Source organism: uncultured Eudoraea sp. (assembly GCF_947258525.1).
Classification (GTDB): Bacteria; Bacteroidota; Bacteroidia; order Flavobacteriales; family Flavobacteriaceae; genus Eudoraea.
Genome location: NZ_CAMYIP010000184.1, coordinates 1 through 8,206, shown reverse-complemented (window position 1 = coordinate 8,206; position 8,206 = coordinate 1). Strand labels below are relative to the sequence as shown.

9 protein-coding genes and 1 pseudogene are annotated in these 8,206 nt (G+C 37.8%); 2 read left to right on the top strand and 8 right to left on the bottom strand.

Annotated elements, in window-relative coordinates; all coding sequences use genetic code 11:
• Nucleotides 1–251, top strand: a 251-nt coding sequence (locus Q0X89_RS13600; protein ID WP_297695082.1) for an FAD:protein FMN transferase, incomplete at its 5' end; no start/stop codon positions are given.
• Here Q0X89_RS13600 and Q0X89_RS13595 read toward each other — a convergent pair.
• Genes Q0X89_RS13595 through gpmI form a run of 3 tightly spaced genes read right to left on the bottom strand, consistent with a single transcriptional unit; the run spans nucleotide 252 to nucleotide 3,369 of the window.
• Nucleotides 252–1,016, bottom strand: coding sequence for a class I SAM-dependent methyltransferase (locus tag Q0X89_RS13595; RefSeq protein ID WP_297695080.1), 765 nt, complete (start codon nucleotides 1,014–1,016; stop codon nucleotides 252–254). It abuts the gene before it with no gap.
• Nucleotides 1,017–1,030: 14 nt separating this feature from the next.
• Entirely contained in the window at nucleotides 1,031–1,828 is a 798-nt protein-coding gene (map, locus tag Q0X89_RS13590; RefSeq protein ID WP_297695078.1) for a type I methionyl aminopeptidase, read from the bottom strand.
• Nucleotides 1,829–1,851: 23 nt separating this feature from the next.
• Nucleotides 1,852–3,369, bottom strand: a complete 1,518-nt coding sequence (gpmI, locus tag Q0X89_RS13585) for a 2,3-bisphosphoglycerate-independent phosphoglycerate mutase (RefSeq protein WP_297695076.1) — start codon at nucleotides 3,367–3,369, stop codon at nucleotides 1,852–1,854.
• 234 nt (nucleotides 3,370–3,603) lie between these two features.
• On the opposite strand from gpmI, the gene Q0X89_RS13580 reads away from it, so the two are divergent.
• Nucleotides 3,604–3,993: an ankyrin repeat domain-containing protein gene (locus tag Q0X89_RS13580; RefSeq protein ID WP_297695074.1), complete on the top strand. Its 390-nt coding sequence runs from the start codon at nucleotides 3,604–3,606 to the stop codon at nucleotides 3,991–3,993.
• 116 nt (nucleotides 3,994–4,109) lie between these two features.
• Here the strand turns inward: Q0X89_RS13580 and Q0X89_RS18100 are convergent, their stop codons facing one another.
• From Q0X89_RS18100 to Q0X89_RS13560, 5 genes and pseudogenes are all read right to left on the bottom strand, one after another.
• Nucleotides 4,110–4,277 carry a DUF6747 family protein gene (locus tag Q0X89_RS18100; protein ID WP_367177064.1) on the bottom strand — a complete coding sequence of 56 codons (168 nt, stop codon included), beginning with the start codon at nucleotides 4,275–4,277 and terminating at the stop codon, nucleotides 4,110–4,112.
• Nucleotides 4,278–4,396: 119 nt separating this feature from the next.
• Complete coding sequence (locus Q0X89_RS13575) at nucleotides 4,397–5,167, bottom strand: M48 family metalloprotease (protein WP_297695072.1); 771 nt, start codon at nucleotides 5,165–5,167, stop codon at nucleotides 4,397–4,399.
• Nucleotides 5,168–5,207: 40 nt separating this feature from the next.
• Nucleotides 5,208–5,939 (bottom strand): M15 family metallopeptidase, encoded by a 732-nt coding sequence (locus tag Q0X89_RS13570; RefSeq protein ID WP_297695070.1) that lies wholly within the window; start codon nucleotides 5,937–5,939, stop codon nucleotides 5,208–5,210.
• Nucleotides 5,940–6,199: 260 nt separating this feature from the next.
• On the bottom strand, nucleotides 6,200–7,366 hold the full coding sequence (locus Q0X89_RS13565) for a gliding motility-associated C-terminal domain-containing protein (RefSeq protein ID WP_297695068.1): 1,167 nt from the start codon (nucleotides 7,364–7,366) through the stop codon (nucleotides 6,200–6,202).
• A 22-nt stretch (nucleotides 7,367–7,388) separates the two neighbouring features.
• Nucleotides 7,389–8,206, bottom strand: a pseudogene (locus tag Q0X89_RS13560) (hypothetical protein); the annotation flags it as partial.

Sequence of the window (8,206 nt, the reverse complement as noted above, 5' to 3'; positions counted from 1 at the left end):
AGTATGTTCATACGATCGATCCTAAAACAGGATACACCAGAAATTCCAATATTCTAGCAGTGAGTGTAATTGCAAATGATTGTGCCAGGGCTGATGCCTATGCCACTGCAATGATGGCTATGGAACTAATCGAATCCAAAAAATTGCTGAACTTACATGAACAGCTTGATGCATATATTATTTATCTGGAAAAGGATGGGGAGGTTGCAGAATTTATGACACCCGGATTTAAAAAGTTAGTGGTGCGTTAATCATTTAGTTACTAACGGAATTAATTCTCCCTTTGCCAATCTATATTTTTCAATTTCAGAATCTGTCAACGTTGCGGTATAATCGACTGCTTTTACTTTAAATCCGGCCTCTTTTAACCTGTCAAAATAGTCACGCCCATAAACCCTAACATGATCATATTGTCCAAAAATTTTTGCCCTTTCTTTCTTATCTGTAATGGAATTATCTTCAAAGGTGATCTCTCTTGTTAAATCCTGGGGTATTTGGAAAATACCCCACCCAGCGGGTTTGAGAACACGATAGAGTTCACTGAGTGCTTTTCTGTCGTCAGGAATATGTTCCAGTACATGATTGCATAAAATCACATCAAATGAATTGTCCTTAAAGGGCAGTGCGCAAATATCTGCTTTTACATCAGCAAGCGGAGAGTTCAGGTCTGACGTAGTATAGTCCAGATGTTCTAATCTTTTAAACCTTCGATAGAAAGCCTGTTCCGGTGCGAAGTGTAAGACCTTGTGAGGTGCTGTAAAAAAATCGGTTTCATGCTTAAGGTATAACCATAAAAGGCGGTGTCTTTCCAGAGACAGGGTAGAGGGTGACAGAACATTTTCCCTTGGGTTTTCATATCCATAAGGAAGGAAACTTTTGAATTGCCTTCCATCAATGGGGTCTGTGTACTTATCTCCTTTTAGTGTCAATGACAAGATGGGTCTCGCCAGGTAACTCAGTTGAATTAGTAATGGCCTGGGAATTTTATTGAGGACATATTTGAATAGTTTTTTCAAAATCCTTAAGCTGATTAGAGTTGTATTTTTTTAACCCTAAATTCATCTTCTTCATTGCTTGTTATACCAAGGGCGTCATAAATATATTTAAAGGTTGAAAGTAATTCGGGTTTCCCATTTATAAGGGCTACATTATGTTCAAAATGGGCACTCGGTTTTCCATCGGCAGCGAGGATAGTCCAACCATCACGACCCATATTAATCATAGGTTCAATGGCTACTACCATCCCGTCAACAAATTTCTTTCCTCTTCCACGTTTTCCATAATTGGGCATCTCAGGTCCTTCATGCAGCTTTTTTCCCAGACCATGCCCTACGAGTTCTCGTACAACCCCATATCCATGACTTTCACAGTAATTTTGAATTGCAAAGCCAACATCTCCAACACGATTTCCCGCCTTAAACTCCCTTATTCCAATATAAAGAGATTCCTTGGTAACCCTGAGTAGCTTTTTGGTTTCTTCTGCTACATTTCCGATCTCAAATGTATAGGCATGGTCTCCATAAAATCCGTTTTTTAAAGCACCACAATCTACGGAAATGATATCGCCATCCTTCAGTGGTTCTTTATTTGGAATACCATGCACAACCTGTGCATTCGGGCTTAGGTTTAAAGTATTTGGAAAATCATACATGCCCAGAAAACCCGGTTTGGCGCCATGATCACGAATAAATTCTTCTGCTAATTTATCAAGGTAAAGCCCGTCTACACCGGGCTTAATTTCAGCGGCCAGCATGCCTAAAGTTTTAGAAACCACTAAAGCACTTTCTCTAAGTAGTTCAATTTCTTCTAATGTCTTAATCACAACCATGATACAAATTTAGTTGATTAGACTTAGATCAAAGAGTGCTGGGTCATTAATGCCGGCTTAGCTATTCCCATTAATTCAAGAATTGTTGGGGCAATATCTCCAAGCACACCGTCATTTATTTGTTTAATATCCTTATCAACCAGGATTAAGGGTACCGGATTTGTAGTATGTGCAGTATTTGGAGTGCCATCCGGATTAATCATTGTGTCGCAATTGCCGTGATCTGCAATTACTATAGTAGAATACCCATTTTTCAAACCTGCGTTGATAACGGCTTGGGCACATTCATCGACTGTTTCGCAGGCTTTTATTGCCGCATTCATATCCCCCGTATGTCCTACCATATCCGGATTTGCGAAGTTAAGGCATACAAAGTCCACTTCCCCTTTATTCAACTCTGGAATTATTGCATCTCTAATTTCATATGCGCTCATTTCAGGTTTCAAGTCATATGTTGCAACTTTGGGTGAGGGACATAATATTCGTTCTTCGCCTTCAAAAGGGATTTCTCTTCCTCCGTTGAAGAAAAATGTTACATGAGGATATTTTTCTGTTTCTGCTATCCGTATCTGTTTTTTGCCTTTTTGTGCCAGGATTTCACCTAAGGTCTCCTCAATATTATCTTTGTCATAAACGACATGTACGCCAACAAATGAATCATCATAGTTTGTAAGGGTTACATAGTAAAGATCTAATTTATGCATGTTGTGTTCATGGAAATCTTTTTGACTTAGCACTTGAGTCAGTTCCCTGCCCCTGTCTGTCCTGAAATTGAAAAAGATTACCACATCACCATCTTTAATTTTTGCCAAAGGTTCCCCTGCTTCATTAACCATAGCTATTGGATTAATGAATTCATCAGTTATTCCTTCATTATAGCTTTTTTGCATGGCTTCAGATATGCTGTTAAAAGTCTCTCCTTTACCATTAACCAATAAATCATATGCTATTTTAACGCGTTCCCATCTTTTATCTCTGTCCATTGCGTAGTATCTGCCAATAACGGAAGCTAATTTTGCATTTTTAGAGGAGCAGAAATCTGTCAGATCTTCCAAAAAGGTAATTCCACTTTTTGGATCAACATCTCTTCCATCTGTAAAAGCATGAATAAATGCATTTTTCACACCATAACCGTCGCTGGTCTCAATAAGACCTTTTAGATGATCAATATGGCTATGAACACCTCCATTACTTACCAAACCCAAAAAATGTACATCCTTATTTTGAGCTTTTGCGTATTCAAAAGCCTCTTTAAGTTCCTTTTCTTCTTTGAGTGTATTTTCTTCAACAGCAAGATTAATTTTTGCCAGATCCTGATAAACAATTCGCCCGGCCCCTAAGTTCATATGACCAACTTCACTATTACCCATTTGGCCAGCTGGAAGGCCAACATTCATGCCGTCTGTGAGTAGATTCGCGTTAGGGTATTGTTTGTAAAGCGAATCAATAAAAGGTGTATGCGCGTTTTCAATAGCAGAAACTTTCGGATCCGGAGATTTACCCCAGCCATCCAAAATCATTAAAATTACCTTTTTGTTCATGGTCTTTTATTTAAAGAGTATGCAAAAATACACTGATTTACCATGGTTTACCAGTATTCTTAGGGGCTTTTTTTAAAATTTATGGGAAGATCTGATTATCCTAAATTTTCATTTGCAATTAAAGCCTGGTTGTTAAAATTAAGTTATTTATATGTTAATGCTGAAACAATTATCGATAAGTGGCGTCTATTATAATATAATCAAAATCTATTCATCAATTAAAATCAATTCATCATGAAAAAAACAATCCTGATTGTTGCATCAGCATGTTTACTTGCTGTTTCTGGCGTTTATGCCAACAACAAAACAACTAATGAACTGAACGGAACAACTATCAATGTAAAAAATCTGGAAATTAATTCCTTTTGCAAAGCCATTCTTAAAGGAGACATTGAGACTGTAAAAAAATTAATTGAACTTGGAGAAGACGTTAATCAAAAATCTTTGGGTATGACTCCTGCCATGTTTGCTGCAAGGTATAACAAGGCTGAAATATTAGAATTACTTATTCAACACGGAGCCAACCTTTCTGTAAAAAATGATCAGGGATATACGGCTAAGAAGTTGGCAAAACTTTCTAAGGCCAAGGAAGCCCTTGCCGTTTTAGAAGGCCATAATATCTAGAAAAATAGTTTATTCATCAATCAAGAAAAACCCTGACAAATATGTCAGGGTTTTTGGTTTGGATTGGTTTAAAATAATTAGTGTTCTTGTAAAAGAGTTAGCTAAAATTAGAGTAACTAAAATTCGAATCCTGTAAAAGCCCTATAGAAAAAAGCATAGATGGCCATAGATAACATCAATACGCAGAAAAAGGAATAAATTTTTAGAAGTATTACAACAAATTCCGGTTTGCAGTCATCAAATGCTTCAAAATAGAGACTTTTAAAATGCAATAGCGTTCCCATATAGTTTCATTTAAATTAAAATCAAAGCTATAAGGGTTAAATTAGGGGCGTAAAACAGATTGGGAGGTAATTCAAATATACAAAAAAAAGATTGACAGCCTAAAACATCCCATAAAATCTTATCCGGTCTGATCCTCGTATTTCTCTATAGACTCCTGTATTTTTTCAATTCTGTTATCCGGATCGGGATGCGTACTTTGAAATTCCGGAACTCTATTTGGCCCGGCTGAAGCTTTTAAAATCTTCATTACACCGATCATTTCTTCCGGTTCATAATTACTTTGCAACATAAACAATACCCCAAGATCATCACTCTCAAGTTCGTCTTCACGGCCATTTGTTAAAAGTGTATTTTGGCCAATACTACCTACCAGGCTACCTGCATCCGCACCCACACTGGCACCCATGGATACGGTTTTCCAAAAGTTGCTTTCTGCAATTCGCTCAGCTGAATGTCTGCCTATTACATGGCCAATTTCATGCCCGAGTACACCTGCCAATTGTGCTTCATTAAGTTGTTTAAATAGTGCATAGGTTATAAAAATCTGGCCACCGGGTAATGCAAATGCATTAACAGTCTGATCATCTGCCAGTAAATGAAATTCATATTTATAAGGGGTTTCGCGCGCAATGCTGTTTTGCACCAGTCGGTTTCCAACTGCTTCTACCAGGGTTTGTAGTCTTTCATCGGGATATAAGCCTCCGTATTGCTGAGCCACTTCTGGAGCGCTTTGAAGACCAATGGCAATTTCTTGTTCAGAGGTCATATTAATATTTTGAACCCTTCCGGTATATGGGTTTTCTTCTTTATTATTCCATCGTTGGATAAGTGCAATTGCTACTATAACTAAACCAATAACTATTCGAATTTTCCAACTTGCTCTTCTCATTGTAAAATATTTATTTCAGTTATTCTTAAGTACAAAATAACTACAAAAGTTCCGGATTTATATCCAGGATATTGTCTTCAATATATGTTTTTACAAATTCTGTAGTCAATTCATCACTTCCTAAAAAGTCTTCTGCTTTTAATTGTTTTAAAATATTTTTAAGTCTAAATGTTTTAAGCATGGGTTTGGATAGGGGAGCATAACTGTAATGCCAGGGTTCGTATTTAAACCCTCTCCGTTTTGGATTATTTGTATAAACCAGGTAATAGTTGAACTTCTCAGAGTTTTCGTCCATCCAAAGTTTAAATTTTTCAAATGGACCTTCCGGGCCGAATTTACTGGCCACAAGTACATCCCCATCTACTTTGGGGCTACCGTCAATAAGATCTACATCAGTTCCCCAATGGTGCCTGCTTGTCCCGGGAATCGTAGAATACTCTATTATTTTTTCAATTGCATCTAATGGTTCCATTCCGTCATCCGTATATTTTAAATATTTACGTTCAAAAATGACGGCTTGCCTGTCAAAACTACGATAACTTGAAACTATTTTTATATCTATGCCATCAGCAAGTGCTGCTTTTCTCATTTCAACAAATGCATCATGTGCTTCCTCCCTTAAATTTATGTCCTCACCGTAAAGGTCAATTTCTGCTTTACCCATTAGTTCCTCAATGGAATATCTGGTCTTTTGCTGTAACAAAGTGCCTGGAATAATAGTCATGGCCAGGCCACCAACTCCACTTCTTTTAATAAACAGTCTTCTTTCCATAATATTTAGGTTTAATCAGGGGCATTATATGATATCTATATTCATATCAAAAAAGATACCGAATATCTAAATCACGATTCTTGAATTAAATTATTTTACCAAACAACTATTTATTATTTGATATTCCAATAATCAGATACATCAAATTTAAGAAGTATTTTAAGAAATTATGTACCTGCCTCCTGATTATCTGGCTTTAAAGCAAAAAGAAGCACTAAGCACGGGGAAAATTCTTGCTCGATTTAAGAAGGGACAAAAGCCTAGTTGGAAATATAGAGATAACCCTGGTGCTTTCGTTGCAAATCGTTAAGAGTAATAATATAAAAGTAAATACCTGTCTCTAAACCTGAATCTCTTTGTATTGCATTATCCATGTTTGAATAGCCGTTAAACTGCCCATCGTAGTTATCCATGCTATAAACTAATGCACCGTAACGATTAAAAATCTGAAGAGAATTATTTGGAGATTTTTCAATACCTTCAATGGTTAGTACATCGTTTTGACCATCGCCATTGGGTGTCATATAATAGTTGTCCAATTCTATTGTATCAAAGGTTTCCAGCATATCATCATTGCCTCCTATAGTAATAATCTCATAATCATTGGGTATAAACAGATCAGATGTAATTGAGCCATAATCCATTCCACCCTCGACACCTGTATTCCCGAGATTAACCCATTGGTTTTCAGATTTATTCCATCCTACAACTTTGAGATCACTGATAAATTCACCTAAAGCGGCAATATTGCTATAGCCATCCCAGGTAAGGGTTACATTTGACGGTACATCACCTTCAAGCCTCCAAAATTCTTTGTCAGAGACAGACATATATTCTGATGACTTTTTATCAGTATTGTATATGGCATTCAAGGTTTTTGAATTATTAGGGTCCTCAAAAAAATAGGCACATTTAGCCAAAGCATTCGTGGCCATAGAAGTTATAGTCAAAGGCCTTAACCTTTGATCGTCTCCTACAGGAAAAACAAAACTATCTTTATTGGTCATCGCGGCATAACCATATACTTTAGAAACGCTGCTTTCACCTGTATAAAAAGAGTTGTCAAAGAAATTTGAATAAACACCTGATTGTGTCCTTGGGGTAATGATATCACCTGTAATTAAATTTCCATTGTTATTTACGCCTAAAGAAGTCTGAAGCACCAAACCTTCCTCAACAGCAATTTCAGTATCAAAAAACACAGGGGTAAAAGCTCCGGAAACGGATAACTGACCAAAATCACTGTAGAAACCAACAAGGCCCATATTCTGGTCAAAACTACCGTCATTTATGAGATCCAAATGCAATCCAACCATTGCGGTTTCATGGATCTGAATGGAGCCATAATTGTGCAGGGCTTCCTGTGCATTACTAAGTATGGATACCAGTAAAACAACTGAAAACGTTATGTGCTTTATACCATTCATATTTTTATTGTAATTGTCAAATTTATGGTCTTCTTCTTAAAAAGACTGCAACACGTGCGTTTCTTATATCGCCGGTCTCGCTTATTGTTCTAAATCCTATGCTGGTTCCTGCTGTAACAGGTACAACTGTGGCTAACATTTGAGTATATACCATATTATCTGCATTTCCAGTAGCGGTAAAAGTCAATAGATTATTATTAGTAGCTGAATTAATAACAGCCATTAGTGCAGAATCTCCTGCACCATTTCTAGCTGCATTAAAACTTACGGCATATACTTCCCAATCCTCAGGAAGGGGAATACCTGTTTGCCCGATTTCACCGCTCCCAAAAGACCACTCCAAACTGTTATTACTTAATCTGGCACATTCTGCCCAAATGACAATTTTTTCATAAATATTTATATAAGCACCACCATCCGTACCAATTGCTATTGCATTGCCGGCATCTGTAGATACTACATTCGCTGTCTGTACTGTAGAAGTTTCATTGGTATAGGTAATAACGCCAGTAGAGGTATTCTGACTTAAATTTGTTGTTACATCATTACCCGGATCGCCTTGAGGGCCTTGAGGACCAATCGGACCCTGTGGACCTACAGGCCCTTGATTCCCGTCTGGTCCTTGGATTCCGTCCGGGCCTTGAGGACCTACTGGTCCTTGATTCCCGTCAGGCCCTTGTGGACCTACTGGTCCCTGGTTTCCATCCGGACCCTGGTTGCCGTCCGGCCCTTGATTTCCTATTGGTCCCTGAGGCCCTTGATTTCCGTCTGGCCCTTGGATTCCGTCCGGCCCTTGCGGTCCTAGGTTCCCATCAGGCCCTTGGTTCCCATCAGGCCCTT